A 19,417-nucleotide genomic window follows, 5' to 3' on the forward strand; every position below is an offset into this window, starting at 1 on the left:
GCCCTTTCAGCGACCCCAGCAGTCAATCGTCAGCATCGCTCGGTTGTCCAACACGTTGTTGGCACCCTTCAGGTTTTGCTGGTTGAGCAGCAAGGTCCCGCAAGTGTCACTCGCTTGTGCTCCCACTGGTACCGCCTGCAAGGTGAATGTGCCGGCGGTTGGCTGGCCCAGGACAAAGCTGATGTTGTACCGGGTCGCTGGGCCACCGCCAAGCGGAACTGCGCTCATTCCCGTGGCCGCTATGAATGCGGCCCCCACCGCAACACCATCCTGCGTGGCGTTGTAGCTGCCAGACAGTGAGTAGTTTTGCTCCATGCGTTGTGCAATCGCCTGCAGGAAGTTCTTGGCCTCCGCCCTGTGACTCCGCAATATATAGGCGTTGTAGCTGGGAAATGCGATAGCAGCCAAAATCCCAATGACCGCAACCACAATCATCAACTCGATCAGTGTGAACCCCCTGGCGGCGGATGGGGGACGGTGATGTTTCATCATGTTCATTTGGTCAGGATCTCACGCCAGTTGTAGCGCCCTTTCGGTGCACCACTGCCCAAGACCTTGTTGGTGGGATCTTCGCAGGTTACCGGATTGTTGCTGCTGTCCCTGCATGTGCAGGTTGAATCCGTCGCCGGGTCACAGGGTTCAGGTTCTTTGGGCTTGCATCCATCCTGATTGCACACCACCACCTGGTCATTGTCTGGGTTCGAGTAGGTATTGCTGACCTTGACCACACCCGTTGAGTTCACCGACAGACCGCCTGTCAGTTGACCATTCACCAACAATGTACTGGCGCCTCCAGTTTCCAGCTTCACACCCATGATGAATCCTGAGTTTGTGGGGTCGCACGCGTCACCCGAGGGTCTGGTCGTGGCAAAAAGCACGGTACCGGTGTCGGGCGGCAAGGTCGAGTTGGACAGCACCCGCTCACCGCCAGTGAAGGCCATGCGCCATCCCTTTTTACCGGTGAGATCGGGGTTGGACCAGTTCCTTCCTATCAGACCATCGCCAAGATTCTGGGTGCTGTACGAAATCACTTCCAACTGGTTCAGAAGAACAGTCAAAGAGGTGGATGGTTCGTTGTCAACCAGACTGTAGAAGCCGGTCACCGAAGTGCTGTCGGTGTAGTCACTGTCTTCGTTCAACTTGCCCGTGCCGAACGAAACAATCCAGCCCTGGTCGCCCTTTTCTATGGATGGTGCCGTGGTGATGGGTTGACCGGTGGCCAGCAAAACCCCGAGATAGCGCCAGGCGCCGCCCGCAACGGCAGGGTCCGCGACCACGTAGGCACCACCCTGCAACTTGGAAAACTGGAACTTGTGCAGGTTGCCTTCGAGGTCTCCGGCGTACACCGTGTCGATCAAGCCATCCCGATCCGTGTCCACAGGCGTTGGCGTGGCAAGTCCGTTGTCGGTGCCGTTGGCGGCTTGCAGTTTAATGTCGCTCGCTCCCGTCACGGCGTTCAGCATGAACAGAACGGCGTCACCAGTGGTCGCCCCAAAGCCATTGCCCACGATCACCCGCCACACGCCGCCCGGCACGGTTGCGTCGGCCACTTTGGCGATTTGCTGATAGGCACCAGAGACCGGGTCTACCGAAGGTTCGTTGAAGGTGTACCCCAGATCAGCGTCTTGGGCTGGCGTGAATTCCCACATCGGAATCGCGCTCAACGCGGCCTCTGTCAAAGTTGCAAAGTCCTCTTGATCGGTAATGTCCAGTGCATAGAACCCCCTGCCACCAGCGCCGAGACCGCCCACGAGCATGGTGCCCCATGTGCTTGCTGTTTTCTGGAAGTCGCCGGTCATGGGCGTGCTGTCGACAAAAAATTTGTGCTGAAAATTGAGGTTGGACAGGCCTGACAGGTTGGCATACACCGAGCTGGGAATGTAGCCAAACAGTTCCTTGCCATTGGTTCCCGAAAATGCATGGAGCATTCCATCATTGCTTCCCACATAAACAACCGGCGGGCGGTCCTTGTTGGTCAGCCGATAGGCAGCGTGGCCGTTGAATGTCGCACCGAACAACGCAGGCCCGGGGCCGGAAACGTAGTTAACACCCGAGTTGACGATGTCTCCCAGCAGCTTTTCGTGGCGCCGGCGGAAAACACCGGCATTTTCATTGGTCCGATCACCCCTGAGGTAGTTGACGCGGTCTTGACCCAAGGTGTCGCTGGGTTGCAGCGCTGCCTGCTGGGCTGTGTTCAGATCGTTCCACTGAAACGCCATCTTCGAAAAGCTGGCGGAGGTGCGCCAGGAGGTGAATATCTTTCTTGTGGTGGCGGTCAACGGAGTGGTCTGCAGCGTGGGCGCAGTGGTTTTGAACCAGCTTGATGCCTCCCATGCTGGGTTGTCTGTGCACTGTCTGGCTGTTTGTGCAGTACCACAAGCCCGCAGCGTGCCACTCCAGTTTTGAGGGTTGTAGCCGGCGTAAAGAATCTGGCTGTCCGATGTCTGACGGCTGGAGCTCACTGCCGCGCTCGATGCGGAGTTGACGCTGGATCTGGTGGCAATGTCTGCAAACGCAGCAGACAGCCCGGCCCGCATCAGGGAGGGTGTGCTGCCCGCAAACCATGTGTCGGGCACGCCGTCTGCGTTCGCATCCCACGATGCAGCGGCCGTATTGGGATTGTTGCCGGCTACAGCTGTCGTATCAAAGCCACCGTATTTGGCGGCCAGCCAATACTGTGAACGCAAAGTACCCGCATTCGGCATACCGCCTACTCCGTTGCCGTTTTCGAGCACGTCCACAAAATAGGTGGAAATACGTTGGTCACCGGCCAAATCGCTGCGGATGTCGTTGGTGTTGGCCCAATGGGCGAGGCCAGCAACATATGGTGTCGGTGTTCCAGCGCCACCTGCCCAGCCGTTGACGCCGGATCCATCCCGTGCATCCGGCATGTTTTCCAAGCCTCTCGTGATGTTCCAGAGATTCTGCACATTCAGGTTATTGGGGTCTGCGGGCAAATTCCCGGGACAGCCGGAATTGGTGGAGCCCGGCAGATCGCCATCGCAATGGGTGTAGATGTCACCGATCGCCAGCATGAAGTTCTTCTGGCAGGTATTGATCATCGGATCACGGCTGTTGCCGCGCAACAATGTATTGCCCGTGATCACCGGAAACCCGTCCAAGAGCGCAGGTGTCAGATTGTTCGTGTATTCGGCGGGCAGGGCATATCCGCGCATATATAGTTGAGCGGCATAAAAAAGTTCACTGACTGGGTCGTTGCCTTTGTAGCCTGCTGCGTAGCCGAACTTGTTCAGGTAATTCATCAAGCCTGAGTTGGTTACACCGTTGGCAGCCGAATCGGTAGGATCCGGATCACCCCAAATGACACCGGTGGTGCTGTTCCACTCGGGATTGGGGTTGGTAATCACACCTGTTTGGGTGGCCGCCAAAGGGCCGACACTCTTCATGGCGGCGCGAAGCACGCCACCGTTCCGGTCATTGCCTGATTGATTGAGATAGCCAAACGCGCCGAAGCGCAAGGCATTGGCGTATTCCTGGATCAGCCCCTCGGGCTTGGCAACACCCGTGTATCTGGCCTGGCAGTTGGCTTCCCTCGCCACGCCACCGACAGCGATACAGGCCTCAACCCGGATGTTGAAGCATTGGCTGGTATTGGCAGCGCCAGGGAGCGGTGAGTTGGCACAGGTGTCCCGCTGGTCGGTGGCATCCCAGTTCGCCCAATTGTCGTTGCGGTTGTTGATGACGAACTTCGAACCGTACCCCCCAGACCGAACCCATCTGTTCACTGTCCTCATGGCAGCCGGTACGCCGGGTGTGGTGGTCAGGATCCGTTTGATATCGTTGTATTCATTCCGGTCACTGAAAGACCGGATCAAAACGGTGCGGGTGGTATTGTCGCCAGGGTGTGTGGCCGACTTGGTGGAGAAATCATCACGCGTGCCACCCGTCATGACCGACCTGAATTGGTCCAGGTTGGTCATGGTCAGCCAATTCAGCAGATTTCCATTCCATTGGGTGTTCGCCGGGCAGGATCGGTCTGCGTTCGCCGCACTCGCAGGGTTGAACACTTCATTGGCTGTTGAGTATGTGTAGCACTTTCGGTTGTCGAAGTAGCCGTCATAACTTTGCAATGCCACGTAGTCTTGATTTCTGTACGACACCTGAAGACCAGTGGGATGCTCAACCGACAATGCCAGCATCACATTGCCCGGAACCGCGGTGCTCTGTGGCGGTTGGGTGCTGGGCGTGAAGGCGGACGCAGCCGTGACCATTAACAAGGTCAGCAAGGCGATGCTGGAGCGGTGCAAGACTGAGGTGTTCATGATGTGCTCTGTGTAGACGTCATGCAGGTGAAAAAATGGACTGCAGCGTGACCGAAGTTCGACCGTTGGGCCCGGATGTGCGGCCAAATCCCACGGCCGTGATGCGGAAAAACACCTTTTGACTTTTCGATTGCAACAAGCTGGGTGCGGGGAAGACTTCAATCAGGTAGCGAGGAGGCGTCACGCCTTGAGGGGCGTTGCCATCCGGTCCAACGAATGGAGCTTCGGTGAATTGGCCGTATGCCACTGTGGGAACGGCTGCCGCAATCGTGCCCGCACACGCACGGGCGGGCGCCGCATTGTCCAGCCAATCAGCACCGGTCCAAACGGGTTGCCCGCATTCAGTGGAAGCGTTGTATGTGAAAACGCCTTGAAAGGGAGTGGTTTGGCCCCGCCCCCCATCTGCAAAGGCTACTTCTGGATTGGTCGCTGTATCTGTATTCCAGAAATTAGCGGCTTCAGACGTTGTTTTTGGACGAGTCCCATCGGGTCGGAGCGGATTGCATGCGACGAGCGCACAAAGTTGGCCGTCAAATCGCAGACCCAAAACGTCTCGCTCTGCATCACGCAACGCCATCTCGGCGTATTCCCGGGCGAGCGCCCTGTCTCTGTCGTTGGCGGACATGCGCTCTTCAAACAAGGATCCGCGCAGCGCCATGACGCCAAGCGATGACAACACGATAAGAAAAATCAAGGCCGTGACCAGCACGAACCCTTTTTGTTGGTGGGAGTGGTTCATGGCGAACTAGAGCGGAGTGGCAAACACCGCATTGCGGAGAGAGACAACGGACGTGAAGCGCTTCCAGAGACGGGTGTCGCCCGCGACCCGGTCGATGTTGGGCAAGAAGGCTCCTACCCCGTCTCTTTGGCAGGTGGGTCGTGTGGGTTGAAGCACGGTGGTGCCTTGCGCAGCCGGCCCCCGGTTCACTTGATCGGTCGCAGAAACGATGCAAATCTCAACCGCCGTCACACCCGCCCACCCTTGGGTGCTGGCTGACACCAGGGCGGCGTTGATGTACTGCGATTGAGCGCCCCCAGCGGCCGCCTCGTTGGCTGCAAGTCCAGGAGCCGCCATCTGATACCTAAGGATGAATTCTTCAACGCCGGAGGCAATGTCTTGAATAGCTGCGCCTCCGGATCCTCTGCAGCCCAACTGGGACACTCCACCTGTCACTCGCACCGAGAATTGATTGATGACCAAGCTGTCGCCATCCGTGGTTCCTGCGTCGGCGGAACCGGGTGTTGCTGGGGCCTGCTGGAGGCAATCCAGTCCATCGCCAGTGTTGGTGTCGGCGGGGAGCAGGCTGTTGGTTGCGTTGGCCGCAGTGATGGGAACACCTTGGTATGCGACGCGCAACGTGTGCTGTGTGGCATTGGCCGCGCCACAGCTTTGCACAAGTGGCGGAGCCGCTGATGTGATGCCTTGAGGCGTGTTGTTCATGGCACCATCACAACCATACACAGGTGTCAACCCAGCATAAAAACGAGAGATGGGTGTGGCAATGGTGCCAATGGCGGGATCCCTGACATAAATGTTTGACAGAGAAACTTTCTTCGCGTCAAACAATGATTCGGCCTGTGGGTTGCCCGCCAGATCCAAGTCAAATAGATCAACATAGCCGGCCTGCATCAAATTTTGCCGGAGAAGGCGCATCACAATCCGCGCGGGATCGTTCAGTTGCGCCTGATCTTCGCGTTGACGAAGTGAATTGTTTGAATTGACATACACCGTTCCAATCGCAGTGAGAATGATCAATCCGATTGCCAGGCTGACCATGACTTCAATCAGAGAAGTGCCTGATTGAAGCGAGCGCCGTGAAATATTGTTCATGGTGTCACCCACAGATTGAGGCATCGAACCCCATCCACCAAAGGGGGAGGACAAGAGGGATCGGTGGGATCCACGTTCAAATTGGCCTGTGTGTCTGTTTCGAGTTGCGCCTTCTCTCTCCACATCACGACAACACGTCTTGCGTTTGCCTCGGTCGCCGCAGCGCCGTCTGTCACTGGGAACAGGGACCCCCGACCTCCTGGTAATGAGCGCGCCAAGGACTCGCGCCACTCGCGGAGATCACGTTGGGCTGCCTGGGCCGCGGTGCAAACAAGTTGCCCGCTCAATCCACACCCTGGATTTGCAGGCAGGTCATCCGCGTTGTCGTAGTCATCTGCGGCCAAATACCCCGATTCAGGAGTGATGGTGGCGGCTGCGAGGTTGGTGCGGGTCAAAATGGAACTGTTGACCCGCATTTTTTCAATGATGAAATCGGCTTGGAGCAGCGCTTCAGTTCGCGCGGATGACGTTTGCTGGAAACGGGTGGATGCGAGTTGAAGCCCTGCGGCGCCAAGCAAGCCGATCGCCACAACAAACATGGTGATCAGCACCTCGATCAGCATCGCCCCTGACTCTGCAGTGGGATATTGCCTGCCTGAAATCCGGGTCTTCTTCATATTGAGCAACTACCTGGAGTGGAAAGGGTAATTCTTCCTGCCCGATTGATGGTGATGGCCCGGGTCATGGCTGCAAAATGGGTGTCAGTTGGGCATGCTTGGATCGTCGCACCAGCGAAATTGCTGGCGGGAAGGCCGTTTGGCAAAAAGGTAAAGATGCGTGTGGCTGCCGTGGTTGCGTCAAGCCGGAACAACGCGTTTGGCAGCGTGTCTTGCAAAATGATTTGTCCCGCAGCATTGGCTTGAGGTCCGGTTCGAACGATCCAACCCAAGTTGTAGCCAGTGTTGGTGCAGTTGACACCGTCCGAGCTGGGGCAGATCGTGACGGGATTGTTCAGACGAACGGCTTCCGACCTTGCAAATTGAAGTGAAGAGGTGAAATCGTTGACCGATGAACGCAAGGCGTTGCGGATGCGCATTTCTGTCCAACTTGGCGTTGCCAGCATCGCGAGAATTGCCACGAGCGCAACCACGACCATCAGCTCAATCAGCGTGAAGCCAGCCTGGCGTGCTCTCGGCGAGGTTTTGGGGTGCATGGATTTCGACGACATGACAAGAGTGTGCATCGTCTTAATCGAGAGCATTGGCATGCTTCCGATGAAGGTTGGGAAAGATACGACAAGCGGCAAAAAGTACTCTTGTCAGATCTGCGCATCCCACAAGCTCGACTGAATTCAGCGTCGCACTTCGTCCACCAGCGCCCGGAATTCATCAATGTCTTCAAAGCTGCGGTAAACACTGGCGAACCGGATGTAGGCCACTTTGTCGAGCTTCTTGAGTTCGCGCATGACCATTTCGCCCAAACGGGCGGCGGGTATCTCCCTGACGCCGAGGTTCAGCAGCTTTTCTTCGATGCGCTCGATGGCGGCATCCACCTGTTCGGTGCTCACGGGGCGCTTGCGCAGCGCCAGCGCAAAGGATGCGCGTAACTTGGCCGGCACGTAATCGACGCGCCGGCCATCTTTCTTCACCACGGCCGGAAAGCTGACTTCCGGCCGCTCGTAGGTGGTGAAGCGCTTCTCGCAATGGCCGCACTGGCGACGGCGGCGGATGAAGTCCGCGTCTTCGGAAACCCGGGTCTCAACGACCTGGGTTTCCAGGTGGCCGCAGAAGGGGCATTTCATCGCGCAGCGTGGCCAGCCGGTATCACTTGTAGACCGGGAAGCGGGCGGTCAGCGTGTTCACCTTGGCGCGCACGGCCTCGATGTTCGCCGGGTCGCGCGGGTTGTCGAGCACGTCGGCGATCAGGTTGGCGGTGAGGCGGGCTTCTTCGTCCTTGAAGCCGCGGGTGGTCATCGCGGGGGTGCCGATGCGCACGCCGCTGGTGACCATCGGCTTTTCAGGGTCGTTCGGGATGGCGTTTTTGTTGATCGTCATGTGGGCGCTGCCCAGCACGGCTTCGGCTTCCTTGCCGGTGATGCCTTTGGCGCGCAGATCGACCAGCATGACGTGGCTCTCGGTGCGGCCGCTGACAATGCGCAAGCCACGGGAAACCAGGGTTTCAGCGACGATGCGCGCATTGGTCAGCACCTGTTCTTGATAGACCTTGAAGTCGGGCTGCAGCGCTTCCTTGAAGGCGACGGCCTTGGCGGCGATCACATGCATCAGTGGGCCTCCCTGCAGGCCGGGGAAGATCGCGCTGTTGATGGCCTTCTCGTGTTCGGCCTTCATCAAAATGATGCCGCCGCGCGGGCCGCGCAGGCTCTTGTGGGTGGTAGAGGTGACCACGTCGGCGTGAGGTACCGGATTGGGGTAGACGCCAGCGGCGATCAGGCCGGCGTAGTGAGCCATGTCCACCATGAAGATGGCGCCCACGTCTTTGGCCACTTTAGCGAAGCGCTCGAAGTCGATGCGCAGGCTGTAGGCCGAGGCGCCAGCGATGATGAGCTTGGGCTTGGTCTCTTGGGCCTTGCGCTCCATGGCTTCGTAGTCGATCTCTTCCTTGTCGTTGAGACCGTAGGAGACCACATTGAACCACTTGCCGCTCATGTTGAGCGCCATGCCGTGGGTAAGGTGACCACCTTCGGCCAGGCTCATGCCCATGATGGTGTCGCCGGGCTTCAGAAAGGCCAGGAACACAGCCTCATTGGCCGATGCGCCGCAATGCGGCTGCACGTTGGCCGCGTCAGCGCCAAAGATCTGTTTGACCCGGTCGATGGCGAGTTGCTCGGCCACGTCCACGTACTCGCAGCCACCGTAGTAACGTTTGCCCGGGTAGCCTTCGGCGTATTTGTTGGTGAGTTGGGTGCCTTGAGCGGCCATGACGGCTGGCGAAGCGTAGTTTTCGCTGGCGATCAGCTCGATGTGGTGTTCCTGGCGCGCGTTTTCCAGCTGGATGGCCTTGAACAGCTCGGGATCGGTTTGCTCGATGAGGATGTTGCGGTCGTACATGGGTGGCAGTCTTGGGTAACGTGGATCCCCATGGCCCGGCGGTTCCGGTGGATGGGGGCTGCCCAGGCGAACGGCTGAACGCCCTTCGATGGGCGGTACGCTTCCCAGTGGTTGTCCCGGCCGCCGCGATGTCGCAGGGCAGGGGGGCCACGTCAGCACGTTGCTTCCAATGTTGGAATGTGCCTATCGCCAGTTGCGTACAGGGAGAGTTTATCCGAGAGGCACCTTGCACTGCACGCCGGCCCCGAGACTTTGGGGGCTGCCAAGCAATCAGGAGCTGGACAGGTCGTTCTCCACAGCGGGTGTTTGTGGATGAACAACGTTCCTCTCTGTTGGCGCTGTTTCCAAGAACCCGGTTTGTGTGGGGTGGGCAAGCTCGGGCTCGACGGGTGCCGGCACAGGCATGGCCGAGTAGATGGGAAACGTGGTGGGCATGGGTTTGCCCAGGGCCACGCTCTGGATCCGCAGGTGTTCTGCCATCACTTTGTTGATGTAGTCACTGCCGTCTGTGGTCACCGCGCCGACGTACAAGCGCAGGCCACCTTCAATGGAGCCGGCCCGCTTGATGCACTCCTGCAAGACTTTGACACCCACGCGCAAGTTCGAGAGGGGATCGAACGCCGCCATCTGGCCGCCAAAATCTTCGTATTTATCTGAGTGCACACGGGTCAACACCTGCATCAGCCCCTGAGCGCCCACAGGACTCTGGGCGTAGGGATTGAAGCGTGACTCAATTGCCATCACGGCGAGGATGAGCGTGGGGTCCATGTGAACCTTTTCACCGACGGTGAAGGCTTCAGCCACCAAGGTGCTCAAGGGTTCGGGGGCCACCCGGTACTTTCGGCTGAGCCACTGAGCCACGTTGGCCTGCTGTTTCGGCAGCTGATTGGGGGTGACCGCCGTGACGCGCTCTACCAACTCCGGCTCGGCTGCCGCCACCGGATCAACTGGAATGCCCATGTCCTGACGCTGAAGCAACCAGCCCAGGGCCTTTTGCTCGACGCTGTCGCGTAGATCGCCGCGTGCGGCCAAGGCAATGGCGGCGATGGCCAGCGCGCAGCCAAGGAGCGCCATGCCGTTGTGGGTGAACTCCACAAAACCGCGGTACATGTCGGAGAGCGCGGTGCGGAGGGTGGTGGCCGTGGCAACTGAGTTGCTCTTGGAGGGCCATAAGGTTTGCGTTGTCATGCTTTCGCTCCTTGCAAGGCTGCGCCGACCGTGTGAGGTGGGGCAACTGGGTGGGGCGCCATCGGCGACGCACCCTTGGGGCGCGCGGTCGGTTGAAACGGATTCAATGGCGATGCGGGTTTACCCTGGATGGGTAAGCGGAGCGAATGGTAGGTGCAGGTTAATGCCAAGTCAATGTTTTAAACGGTGTTTAAAACAATAATTGGTTATATGGAGGGGTTGTTGACTGTCCGGTCGCAGTTTTCTAGCAGGGTCGTTAGTCAGGCTGGGCTTTGCCGGGCGAGGGCAGGATCGAACCGTTGATCGGGTGGAGGTTGAAGTTTCCTCTGGGTTCAGATGTATTGAGGGATGTTCTCTGTCAGTGGGCGCAACCCAATGTAACGACCAGGGTGAAGGCTTGATGTTCAAGGGATTCGAGCGTAGTCTGCGGTTGTCGGTCATCACGACCGGCATTCAGCCAGCAACGCGGTGCAGCCGCTCACTGGCCCCCAACGGGAGCAATCTCTTGCTTCCAGGCTGGAGAGACATCCAACTCCCTCCGCCAAAACCGACGGCAAGTGCAAATTGCCCGCCGTCAACCCCGGAGGGCCCTGCCCGCCGGGGTTTCTTTTTGGGGGTGCGCGGGCGGAAAGGGCGTTCCTGGCAACACCAGCGACAATAGAGTGGTTTGTCCATGACACCGGCCCGGTGCTGACACATCCTCTCTTTTCGAACCACCTGTATGTCGCTGTTCTCTCTGCGCAAGAACCCTGTTCAGTCCAATACTCCCGCCCCTGCTGTGAACACGTCTGTCTCCTCAAAAAGTGCTTCTTCCTCTCAACCACACCCCCTTGATGCGGTGACGGGCGGGGCTTTCTCGGCGCCCACATCCGGTGAGCGGGCTGCCCGCATCCGTGAGTGGCTGGTCACCGAGCCAGGGTTGGAGCAGATGAACGAGGTGTTCAAAGAGCTGTCGCAGCGAGATCGGGGCGCCGCCAAGCCCCTGAAAGAGAAACTGGATGAATACAAGCGTCAGAAGGCGCAGGAGCACATCGCGGTGGAATGGGCTCAGAAGGCCGAGAGCCTGATCGCGCAGCCCCGCCTGAATCTCGCCGATGCCATGGCCTGGCAGCGAGACGCTGCAAGGGCGGGTGCGCCGCTGTCACGTGAGCCCCTGGCAGGGCTCAAGGTCTCGCTCGCCGAGCGGGTCAAAGCGATTGAAGATCTGCAGCACCGGGTACAAGTTGAGCGTGAATCTGCGGTGTTGATGGCGCAGCGCATTGAAGTGCTGTCCACAAAGCCATGGCGTGAAGCCCTGGCGAGCGCGCCGTCCTTGCAGGCCGATGTGGTGGAGTGGCAGCGCCAGGCCAGCGGTCTGGCCGACGATGCCCAGTGGCCCAGCGTCGAACCCAAGTTTCCGCCCATGCTCGACGCCTCGCGCAACCAGCTCCAACTGGTGTGGGACGCCTTTGAAGCCGCACTGGCCCAGGCCGTGGCGGCCGACGCCGATGCCAAGGCTCCGCTGCCTGCGGTGCCTGTGTGGGCCGACGAGTTGCGTTTGGCGAGGGGCGAGGCGGCTGCGGTTCCGGCCGAAAAGGCCGCGCACGATGCGCAGGCCGCTCAGGAGCGCCGTGCCAAGGTGCTGGCCGAACTTGATCGCGCCCTGGGCGTGCTGGAACGCGAGCTCGCCGAAGGGCATGGCAAGGCCACGCCCAAGGCCGCAGCCGATGTGCGTGCGGTGCTCAAGTCGCACAGCCGCCTGATCGGCCCTGAACTTGAAGCCCGTGCCCACGCCGCGCTCACGCAGGCCGGCGATCTGGAGGACTGGCAGCGCTGGCGCGCCGACCAGCTGCGCGAGGAACTGGTGAAAAAAGCCGAAGCCTTGCTGCAGGCACCCGAAGGCCAGCGCATCGGCGGGCGCAAGATGCAGGAGACCCTGCGCAGCCTGCGCGACCAATGGAAAACCACCGACCAAGGTGGCCAAGCCAATCACGCGCTGTGGAAACGGTTTGACGAAGCCTGCTCCGAGGCTCACAAAGTGGTCGAGATTTGGCTCATCCAGGTGCGCCAGCAGGCCGACGCGCACAGGGCGCAGCGCCTGGCCATCATCGAAGAACTCAAGGCTTGGACCGACGCTCATACGGACAACACCGACTGGAAGGCCCAGGTGCGTGAGTTGCATGCGTTCTCGGAGCGCTGGCGAGAAGCCGGCCACCTAAGCGAGAAGGCGTTCGCCGAGATGCAGCCGCTCTGGAAAGGCGCCATGCACACGGCGCACGCTGGGCTGGAAGCTGCACAAGCGCAGAGCGTCGCACGGCGCCGTGCACTGATCGAAGAGGCCGCCACCATGGGCGCTGCGCCGCAGTTGCGAATCGATGCCGTCAAGGCACTGCAGCAGCGCTGGCAGGCCGAAGCCCATGCTGTGCCGTTGGAGCGCAAACAGGAGCAAAAGCTCTGGGAGGCCTTCCGCCAGCCGATCGACGAGGCCTTCGCCCGCAAGAGCAGTGAGCGCGAGAAGGCCGCAACCGCACTGAACGCGCACGACCAAAGTGTGCTGGATGCTTCGCAAGCTGTGGATGCCGCCATTGCCAGTGGCGACGCCCCGCAGATCCGTGCAGCGATGGCCGCGCTGGAAGCGGCGTTGCGGGGGCAGGCTTTGGCTGCGGCTGCTGCGCCGGCACCCGAGGCCGCCGTCAAGGCTGTTGCGGCGGAGCCAATCGCAGCATCTGCTGATGAGTCACTGATGGACGAGGCTGCTGGCGAATCGGTGCCAGTTGAGGCAACCACCGCCGAAGCTGTGGTGCCTGCCAAACCCGTTGCTCCACCGAAGAAGATTGTGGCCGTGCGCGGCGATGATCGCCCAGGCATGAAGAAAACCGAGCCCGCTGGCCGAGACGACCGCCGTGGCCCCGCGGGCCGCGACAGCCGAGATGCGCGGGGTGGTTTCGGTGCGCGTGGGGAGGGGCGTGAGGGCAGGGGTGGTGAGCGTTTTGATCGCGAACCGCGTGGCCCGGCCTTGCCTCGTTTGGGTGATGCCGCCTTCCGCGCTCAACGCAATGCCATCGAACACGCTGAGGCCGCGCTGCGCAAGCTTGCTGCCCAGGCTCACGGCGAGGTGCTGACCCAACTGATGACGGCATGGGAGCAGCGCGACGCGGCCCAATTGCCCGCGGCCCAGGCCTTGGGTTCTCGTGTGAATGCGGGAACGCGGAGCACCTGGACGCAGAGCGTGGCGGCTCCAGCGGTCGCTGCGGTGCCGTCCGATGCCTTGTTGCGCCTGGAAATGGCGGCCGAGGTGCCGACGCCAGCCGAGCATTTGGACGCGCGCCGCATGCTGCAGCTGCAACTTCTGACGCGCCGCCACGACGCGCCGCCGACCGAAACCTGGGCGCAAGACGTGGGCCGTGTGTTGGCTGGACCTTTCGAGGCGAACGCCGCTCGGCGCCTGCAGAACACGCTTAAGGTGTTGTTGAAAAAGTAACGCCCCCACAGTGCTGCGCGCGCCCTCATGGGGCGACGTGAGCGGCCCGGCGAAGCCGGTTCTGCCGCCGGCCGCCGCATTCAGGGTGGGTAATGAACCCCACTCCTGATCGCTGCTGGGGCCGCTCTGAAGAACCCATCGTATAGCTGCAGCAGGCGGGGGAACTCATGGGCAAACCGCTCGCGGCTGACGAAGTAAGCCTCGCAGGTCACTGCAAAAAACTCCGCCGGGTGGGTGGCCGCGTAGTCGTCCAGCCAAGGTGCTTCACCGCCGAAACGCTCGGCCATGGCCACTGACTCGCAAAACTGTGAATACGCTGCTTGCATGACACTGCGCCAGTGTTCGCGTGCGGCGGCCGCATTGGGTTTGTCCAAGAACCCAATGGGCAAGGGCGGCGCGCCATCGGGGCTTTGCCCTCGTTGAATGCCATGCATGTCGAACTTGTGAACAAACTCGTGGATCACGACGTTTTTTCCCTGCGGGGCCAGCTCGGCGGCTCGGGCCACGTCTTGCCAGCTCAGCATGATCGGCCCGCGGTCCATGGCTTCGCCCGCCAGCACTTCGCTGTAGCGGTGCACCACCCCCACCCCGTCAGTGACTTCACGCTGAGCCACCGCAGCGCCGGGTTGCACCACGATACCGACGAAATCGCTGTACCAGTTGAGGGCCTGTATCGGGTTTCGTGTTATCTCTCCCGAAGGCAGGCCGACATGCAGCAGCGGCAGACAGGCCTGAGCCGCAATGTTCAAAGCCATGGCGTCGGTGATCTTCAGTCCGTGCGCGCCATGAAATTCTTTCTCTTGCAGAAAGTGCCCACAGAGGACACGGAGCTGCGCCAGCGATGTTGGAGAAAGCTCGGCCAGAAAGGGCAACGTGTGCACCGTCTGGTTCCATAGGCGGTCGTTGATGGTGGGGGTGGGGCGGATGCGGCGCGGCAGCCAGGACTGGATCGAGCGGAGCAGGGTGTGGACCATTTGCCGCACATGGAGGCGCTCACGCCGTCTTCAATGGCAGGCGCTGCAGTCCTGTTGCGGTGAGCCGCAGCACTTCGGCTCGGGGGGGCTGGGCCTCGGCGTCCCAGTCGCTGAGCACGAAGCGTTTCAGGCCATCGCCCAGATCGTGGGTGGCGGGTCGGTGGGTGTGGCCGTGAATCAGCGTTTGGGCTCCGGCTTGCTGCAGCCACTGGCGCGCGGCTGGAGTGTCCACATCTGCCCAGAGCTGAGGGTCGTGGGCACTGTTGCGTTTGCGGGCCTCGCTCTGCGCACGAAGTCCGCGCGCGACGGCTTCCCGTTCGATCAGCGATTGCGCAAGAAAGGCGGATTGCCACTCGGGGCTGCGCACCTCTGCGCGAAATTGCATGTAGTCGGTGTCGTCCAGGCACAAGGCGTCGCCGTGGCTGAGCAGCCAGCGCTGTCCCTGGAACGCCAGCACCGTGGGGTCGGCGAGGGCATGCATGCCGAAGGCGCTCATGCCCTCATGGCCGAGCAGGAAGTCGCGGTTGCCGGCCATGAAATACACCGGTGTGTGTTGGCTGTGGGCATGTAGCAGGTCGGCGCAGCGGCGCCAGAACGCGGGGTCAATCCTGTCGGCAGGTGCCTCCAGCACATCGTCGCCTACCCAGACTTCAAACAGGTCACCCAGGATGAACAGCGCATCGGCCCGCTCGGTGGGGGGGCGCTGCAGGAACCGCTGCCAGCAAGCGAAGGTGGCGGGGTGGGATGCCTGCAGATGCAGGTCGGAAATGAAATCGACCGCTTGCCACTGCGCGGGAGCACGCAATTCGGCGAAGCGGTCGGTGAGCGAGGCGTTCATGAAGAAGGGGGCCGAAGCCCCCGCAGGTGGTCAGAGTGCGACGGCTTTTTCGATGATCACGTCGTCCTTGGGCACATCGTCGTGGAAGCCTTTGCGGCCTGTGGCAACGCCCTCGATTTTTTTCACGATGTCCGAACCCGACACCACCTTGCCGAACACGGCGTAACCCCAGCCTTGCGCGCTGGGCGCCGTGTGGTTCAGGAAGCCGTTGTTGGCCACGTTGATGAAGAACTGCGCACTGGCGGAGTGCGGGTCGTTTGTGCGGGCCATGGCGACCGTGTAGAGCTCATTGCGCAGACCGTTGTTGGCTTCGTTGTTGATGGGGGCGTCCGACGGCTTTTGGTTCATGCCGGGTTCGAACCCGCCACCTTGCACCATGAAGCCCGGGATGACCCGATGGAACACCGTGTTGTTGTAGTGACCCTTGTTCACGTACGACAGAAAGTTGGCGGTGGACAGCGGCGCTTTGTCGGCGTCGAGTTCGAGTGTGATGACGCCAAAGTTGGCGATGTGCAGTTCGACTTGGGGGTTGGCCATGTTCATTTCTCCAGAGTGGCTTTGAGGATGGTGACTTGTGTTTTGGGTACGTCGGAAGGGAAGGGGCCGCCTGAACCGGTGGGCACTTCCTTGATCTTGTTGACCACGTCCATGCCGCTCACCACCTTGGCGAACACCGTGTAGCCGAACAGCGGGTCCGCACGCAGAAGGTTGGCACGGGGCGTGTTCTCGTACACGCGGCCGCCGTATTCAAAGCGGGGCACCGGATCGCCAGGAGGGATGGGCGTCGGGTCCAAAAAGGCATTGTCCTTCACGTTGATGAAGAACTGCGACGAAGCCGAGTTTGGATCGTTGGTGCGGGCCATGGCCACGGTACCGACCACATTGCGAGGGCCTCCGCGCTCGATGGCGGCCTGGCCTTCGTGGACCACTGGGGCGCGTGTGGGCTTTTGTTTGTAGCTGCTGTCGAATCCGCCGCCCTGGACCATGAAATTGCTGATCACGCGGTGAAAGACCGTGCCGTCGTAGTGCTTGTCGCGGACGTACTGCAGAAAGTTGTCGACGGTTTTGGGTGCTTTGTCTGGATACAGTTCCATCACGATATCGCCCATGGATGTGGTCAGGCGCACTTTCGGGTGGGCTGTCGGCGCAGGAGCAGGCGCCGGGTTCTGTGCATGGGCAGAAAAGGACAGCAGTGCGGCCACAGCCGATGCGGTCAAAAGACGGCGACAAGCGCCAGATGTTGCCTTGCGCAAACGGGACATCAAGGGATTCCTTCGTAGAAAATTTTCCACTGGCCGCTTTCGCGCGCCCAGTATTGGCGACGGGTGATACCACGGCTCTGGCCCAATGCCACCTCTCCGAAAGTCACCACCATGGTGTCTTGATTGTCTTGCCAACGCAGCATGGACAGGTCTTTGAGTTGCAGCTCACGTGGACCTTTGGGGCCGAGCATCTCCGACTCCATGCGCGTCCACCATTGATCGCGCTCTTTGCCAGGGTTCTGAAAGCGACTGGAGTAAAAGTCTTTGAATCGATCGATGTGCCCTTCGCTTTTCGCGTTGCGCCACGACTCAAGCGAAGCTTCGAAGTCTTTCCGGTCTGTGCTCAGCGTGTCAGGCTGCACCCACTGCAGCTCGGGTGCGATCACCACCGGGGTGGTTCGAATCTGAATGGTCGAGAGCAGCTTTTCCAGGTCAGGATTCGATAACACCACACAGCCGTCCGAAGCCTGCGGCGCGCGCACAAATTGCTCCCTGGGCGTGCCATGCAGCCAGATGCCGCTGCCGGTCTTGCCGCGCTGCACGTCGAGCGGATTGGGGTAATTGATCGGCAAGGCGCCCACCCCGTAAAGGTCGGGCAGATTGTCTGGGTTGAGGTTGCTGGTGATGTAGTACACGCCCAGCGGCGTGCGCTTGTCACCTTCCACCGCTTTTTCGATACCCGACAGGCCCACCGAAATGTAGAAGTCGCCCAGCAACTTCAGCTTGGGTGGTGGCGCAAGCACGCTGCCAGAGGCCGATGGCGTCTGGTTTTCAAACAGGTACAGCCTGGAGCGCGACGCATCCACCGCAATGGCATGGCGGCTCTGAGACGACAGGGCAAGGAACTGGGTAGGAATGCTGCCTTCGGGTGGACGCTCGGTCAGCGCGCTCAGTCGGCGGCGAGATTCTTCACGGAGCGCCGCCAACTGCTGCGCGGCGGCGCGGGCCTTGGTGTCAGGCACATCGCCGAGTTGGCGAACCGGGCGCATCTGCAGGCTCAACAGGTCACCATGCACCAGGTGGGCGAGGTGAAAATTGGGGTGGTCACGCACCAGCTGATCGGTTTTTGCTAAAGCCTCCCGGTGCTTTCCCTCACTGATCAGGCGGTAGACCGCGATCAAACGCGCTTCGGCTTGCCCCAGCAGTGGCGAGACGCGAGCGAGCCCTTCTTCCGACAAACTTTGAGACTGAAGACCCGAAATGACAGTGTCTTTGATGCTTGTCTGAGTCGCGCCTTGCATCTTGGCCAGCGCACTGTCCAGCATAGAGGGTGTCGCTGGGGACGACGCGGAGAGCGAGCTGGTGCTGAACTTCAGCTTGTCCAGCGAGGTCTCATGTGAACCATCGCGATCGACATAAGCAGAAAAAGCAAGCCAAGTTGCAATCGCCGCTCCCAAGGCCAACGTGCCCGTTAACCACCGAGGGACACTGCTGGAGCCTGTGGGCAGGTAGGCGGTCGGGACGCTGGCGTGCCCTCGTTGAAAGAACCGCCGACCGGCCATCAGGAACCTGTGGATTCGCGCACGATCAGCCAGCGATTGCCACTCTTGACCATGTCCAGTGTCTTGCGGCTGGACACGCTGAGCGAGTCGGAGGTGTAGTCTTGCTTGAAGCGAGCAGACGCACGGTCGCCCGTGACCGTCACGGTGACATCGCTCAGGTCCACGCCAATGCGGTTGCGAGGCATGATCCGCGCCTTGCGATCAGCTTCCCAGGCGCTGCGTGACTGGCCTCCGGGCGGCGTGAAATTACCGGCGTATGCGCCCAAATAGCCTGTCATGTTTTTGCTGGCCCAGGCCTTGGCCCAGGCCTGAACCGCCGCCTCGACATCGGCCTGGGCATTGCCAGCCGCGGGGGCTTGTATAGCAGCAGTTGAAGGAGGTGTTGCCGATGGCGTCGTTGCAGTAGCAGGTGGTGCAACGGGCGGTTTGGTTGCAGAGGCCACAGGTGGCGTCACCGTGGTTGTGGGCTTGGTGCCCTTGGTGTCTACAGCAAATAGGTTGCGGATCAGATTCAGCTTGGGAGCAACCGCAGGGTTTCCAGCATCGAGCTGCAGGGCTTTGCTGTAAGCCTGACTGGCCAGCTTGGCGTACACGTCGCCCAAGTTTTCATGGGCTGTGGCGTAGCTTGGGTTGGTTCGGATGGCCATTTCCAGCGCTGCACGCGCCTTGTCGAACTGGCTCTGGCCGGCGTACAACACGGCCAAGTTGTTGTAGGGCTCGGGCAACTCGGGGAAATCTTCCGTCAGTTTGGAAAACGTTGCTATGGCCTCTGCGGGTTTGCCGCCTTCGGTCTGTATGACGCCCTTGATGAAGCGCATCTGAGGATCACGAGGCTTTCCTGCGAGGTACTGGTCCACCTTGTTGAGCGCTTCTGTTAATTGGCCAGCTCGCATCAGGCGGTTGACTTCGGCATAGTCGTCAGTTTGAGCCATGACAAATGACGAGGCCAAGGCGGCTGACACGGCCACGGTCAATGCCATCAGGCGCAGCGGGGCCGCGACCCGGGTGTGGACAAGGCCACGAACGGAAGTGGTCAGGACAGAGGATGTTTTCATGGGGTGGATCATGGGA

At 60.5% G+C, this 19,417-nt stretch carries 16 protein-coding genes and 1 riboswitch; of the genes, 1 reads left to right on the forward strand and 15 read right to left on the reverse strand.

Translation table 11 applies throughout. The features are described from left to right. Positions 1–6 precede the first annotated feature (6 nt). The 9 genes from B0E41_RS23850 to B0E41_RS23890 all read right to left on the reverse strand — a co-directional run bounded on the left by B0E41_RS23850 (position 7) and on the right by B0E41_RS23890 (position 10,310). Positions 7–489 carry a type IV pilin protein gene (locus B0E41_RS23850; RefSeq protein WP_171984858.1) on the reverse strand — a complete coding sequence of 161 codons (483 nt, stop codon included), beginning with the start codon at positions 487–489 and terminating at the stop codon, positions 7–9. A gap of 5 nt (positions 490–494) precedes the next feature. Then, complete coding sequence (locus B0E41_RS23855; RefSeq protein WP_077335195.1) at positions 495–4,283, reverse strand: PilC/PilY family type IV pilus protein; 3,789 nt, start codon at positions 4,281–4,283, stop codon at positions 495–497. 19 nt (positions 4,284–4,302) lie between these two features. Beyond that, on the reverse strand, positions 4,303–5,022 hold the full coding sequence (locus B0E41_RS23860) for a PilX N-terminal domain-containing pilus assembly protein (protein WP_077335197.1): 720 nt from the start codon (positions 5,020–5,022) through the stop codon (positions 4,303–4,305). A gap of 6 nt (positions 5,023–5,028) precedes the next feature. After that, positions 5,029–6,114, reverse strand: a complete 1,086-nt coding sequence (locus B0E41_RS23865; RefSeq protein ID WP_171984859.1) for a PilW family protein — start codon at positions 6,112–6,114, stop codon at positions 5,029–5,031. Beyond that, complete coding sequence (pilV, locus tag B0E41_RS23870; RefSeq protein WP_077335201.1) at positions 6,111–6,731, reverse strand: type IV pilus modification protein PilV; 621 nt, start codon at positions 6,729–6,731, stop codon at positions 6,111–6,113. Before pilV ends, B0E41_RS23865 begins: the two co-directional genes overlap by 4 nt. Then, positions 6,728–7,315, reverse strand: a complete 588-nt coding sequence (locus tag B0E41_RS23875; RefSeq protein ID WP_171984860.1) for a GspH/FimT family pseudopilin — start codon at positions 7,313–7,315, stop codon at positions 6,728–6,730. Before B0E41_RS23875 ends, pilV begins: the two co-directional genes overlap by 4 nt. A 90-nt stretch (positions 7,316–7,405) precedes the next feature. Beyond that, on the reverse strand, positions 7,406–7,855 hold the full coding sequence (gene nrdR / locus B0E41_RS23880; protein ID WP_077335205.1) for a transcriptional regulator NrdR: 450 nt from the start codon (positions 7,853–7,855) through the stop codon (positions 7,406–7,408). A gap of 22 nt (positions 7,856–7,877) precedes the next feature. After that, positions 7,878–9,122, reverse strand: a complete 1,245-nt coding sequence (gene glyA / locus B0E41_RS23885) for a serine hydroxymethyltransferase (RefSeq protein ID WP_077335207.1) — start codon at positions 9,120–9,122, stop codon at positions 7,878–7,880. 53 nt (positions 9,123–9,175) lie between these two features. Further along, positions 9,176–9,329, reverse strand: a riboswitch (ZMP/ZTP riboswitch). A 63-nt stretch (positions 9,330–9,392) separates the two neighbouring features. Further along, a complete protein-coding gene (locus B0E41_RS23890) occupies positions 9,393–10,310 on the reverse strand; it encodes a lytic transglycosylase domain-containing protein (RefSeq protein ID WP_077335209.1) in 918 nt (305 codons plus the stop codon). A 721-nt stretch (positions 10,311–11,031) separates the two neighbouring features. Between B0E41_RS23890 and B0E41_RS23895 the strand changes: the two genes are divergently transcribed. Next, positions 11,032–13,770, forward strand: a complete 2,739-nt coding sequence (locus B0E41_RS23895) for a DUF349 domain-containing protein (protein WP_077335211.1) — start codon at positions 11,032–11,034, stop codon at positions 13,768–13,770. Positions 13,771–13,850: 80 nt separating this feature from the next. On the opposite strand, the gene B0E41_RS23900 is transcribed toward B0E41_RS23895, so the two are convergent. The 6 genes from B0E41_RS23900 to B0E41_RS23925 all read right to left on the reverse strand — a co-directional run bounded on the left by B0E41_RS23900 (position 13,851) and on the right by B0E41_RS23925 (position 19,326). Beyond that, positions 13,851–14,744 (reverse strand): M90 family metallopeptidase, encoded by an 894-nt coding sequence (locus tag B0E41_RS23900; protein WP_077335213.1) that lies wholly within the window; start codon positions 14,742–14,744, stop codon positions 13,851–13,853. 19 nt (positions 14,745–14,763) lie between these two features. After that, positions 14,764–15,582, reverse strand: coding sequence for a UDP-2,3-diacylglucosamine diphosphatase (locus tag B0E41_RS23905; RefSeq protein ID WP_077335215.1), 819 nt, complete (start codon positions 15,580–15,582; stop codon positions 14,764–14,766). 30 nt (positions 15,583–15,612) lie between these two features. Beyond that, positions 15,613–16,119, reverse strand: coding sequence for a peptidylprolyl isomerase (locus B0E41_RS23910; protein WP_077335217.1), 507 nt, complete (start codon positions 16,117–16,119; stop codon positions 15,613–15,615). Between the two features lie 2 nt (positions 16,120–16,121). Next, entirely contained in the window at positions 16,122–16,844 is a 723-nt protein-coding gene (locus tag B0E41_RS23915; protein ID WP_077335219.1) for a peptidylprolyl isomerase, read from the reverse strand. Next, positions 16,844–18,241, reverse strand: a complete 1,398-nt coding sequence (locus B0E41_RS23920) for a L,D-transpeptidase (protein WP_253195133.1) — start codon at positions 18,239–18,241, stop codon at positions 16,844–16,846. Before B0E41_RS23920 ends, B0E41_RS23915 begins: the two co-directional genes overlap by 1 nt. 104 nt (positions 18,242–18,345) lie before the next feature. Beyond that, complete coding sequence (locus B0E41_RS23925; protein ID WP_143433998.1) at positions 18,346–19,326, reverse strand: nuclear transport factor 2 family protein; 981 nt, start codon at positions 19,324–19,326, stop codon at positions 18,346–18,348. Positions 19,327–19,417: the final 91 nt, after the last annotated feature.

The sequence above is a fragment of the Hydrogenophaga sp. A37 genome (genome assembly GCF_002001205.1).
Taxonomy (GTDB): Bacteria; Pseudomonadota; Gammaproteobacteria; order Burkholderiales; family Burkholderiaceae_C; genus Hydrogenophaga.

Excerpts from the sequence above, each read along its gene's own strand:
- B0E41_RS23850 (WP_171984858.1), bottom strand. The coding sequence starts at position 489 with ATGAAACATCACCGTCCCCCATCCGCCGCCAGGGGGTTCACACTGATC.
- B0E41_RS23855 (WP_077335195.1), bottom strand. The coding sequence starts at position 4,283 with ATGAACACCTCAGTCTTGCACCGCTCCAGCATCGCCTTGCTGACCTTG.
- B0E41_RS23860 (WP_077335197.1), bottom strand. The coding sequence starts at position 5,022 with ATGAACCACTCCCACCAACAAAAAGGGTTCGTGCTGGTCACGGCCTTG.
- B0E41_RS23865 (WP_171984859.1), bottom strand. The coding sequence starts at position 6,114 with ATGAACAATATTTCACGGCGCTCGCTTCAATCAGGCACTTCTCTGATT.
- pilV (WP_077335201.1), bottom strand. The coding sequence starts at position 6,731 with ATGAAGAAGACCCGGATTTCAGGCAGGCAATATCCCACTGCAGAGTCA.
- B0E41_RS23875 (WP_171984860.1), bottom strand. The coding sequence starts at position 7,315 with ATGCTCTCGATTAAGACGATGCACACTCTTGTCATGTCGTCGAAATCC.
- nrdR (WP_077335205.1), bottom strand. The coding sequence starts at position 7,855 with ATGAAATGCCCCTTCTGCGGCCACCTGGAAACCCAGGTCGTTGAGACC.
- glyA (WP_077335207.1), bottom strand. The coding sequence starts at position 9,122 with ATGTACGACCGCAACATCCTCATCGAGCAAACCGATCCCGAGCTGTTC.
- B0E41_RS23890 (WP_077335209.1), bottom strand. The coding sequence starts at position 10,310 with ATGACAACGCAAACCTTATGGCCCTCCAAGAGCAACTCAGTTGCCACG.
- B0E41_RS23895 (WP_077335211.1), top strand. The coding sequence starts at position 11,032 with ATGTCGCTGTTCTCTCTGCGCAAGAACCCTGTTCAGTCCAATACTCCC.
- B0E41_RS23900 (WP_077335213.1), bottom strand. The coding sequence starts at position 14,744 with ATGGTCCACACCCTGCTCCGCTCGATCCAGTCCTGGCTGCCGCGCCGC.
- B0E41_RS23905 (WP_077335215.1), bottom strand. The coding sequence starts at position 15,582 with ATGAACGCCTCGCTCACCGACCGCTTCGCCGAATTGCGTGCTCCCGCG.
- B0E41_RS23910 (WP_077335217.1), bottom strand. The coding sequence starts at position 16,119 with ATGGCCAACCCCCAAGTCGAACTGCACATCGCCAACTTTGGCGTCATC.
- B0E41_RS23915 (WP_077335219.1), bottom strand. The coding sequence starts at position 16,844 with ATGTCCCGTTTGCGCAAGGCAACATCTGGCGCTTGTCGCCGTCTTTTG.
- B0E41_RS23925 (WP_143433998.1), bottom strand. The coding sequence starts at position 19,326 with ATGGCATTGACCGTGGCCGTGTCAGCCGCCTTGGCCTCGTCATTTGTC.